1 protein-coding gene is annotated in these 511 nt (G+C 32.9%); it reads left to right on the top strand.

Annotated elements, in window-relative coordinates; translation table 11 throughout:
* Positions 1-32: 32 nt before the first annotated feature.
* A partial coding sequence (locus ACTHUR_RS18545; RefSeq protein ID WP_440400238.1) for a hypothetical protein occupies positions 33-511 on the top strand: 479 nt, incomplete at its 3' end.

Below are 511 nucleotides of genomic sequence, written 5' to 3'. Positions count from 1 at the left end.
AAGAATTATTCTCTCCACTTAACTTAAGAGTATTGCTTGCACAAGCATCTGATTTCTCAGTGTATGCAGAAGCGAGCCCAAAAGTATTTTTAAGTATTATAGAAAACGATTTGAAAACTGATAAGCAATTCTTAGAGCTAATGCAACCTGTTTCTACTGATATTTTCTCTTCACCTAAGTATACTGATTTGTTGTGGGCATTAGAGAAATTAGCTTGGGATAAATTAACAGTTGCTAGAGTGGTAAAAATTTTGGCTCAATTAAGTCAAGAGGAAATCACTGATAATTATAGCAACAAACCTTTTAATTCATTATCTGGAGTTTTTAGAGCTTGGTTACCTGCTACAAATATCAATACGCAAGAACGTATTCAATTATTAAAAGAGTTAGTTAGAAAATTTCCAGATATCGGTTGGCGAATTTGTATTAGCCAATTTCCAAGTACATCTGCTCAAACAGCATTTCCAGCTAGTAAATGTATTTGGAGGAATAATTGTGCTCAAAATACAGT

The sequence above is a fragment of the Neisseria sp. P0021.S007 genome (assembly GCF_051956855.1).
Note: the sequence above shows the minus strand (reverse complement) of the source record. Positions and strands in the feature narration are given on the sequence as shown.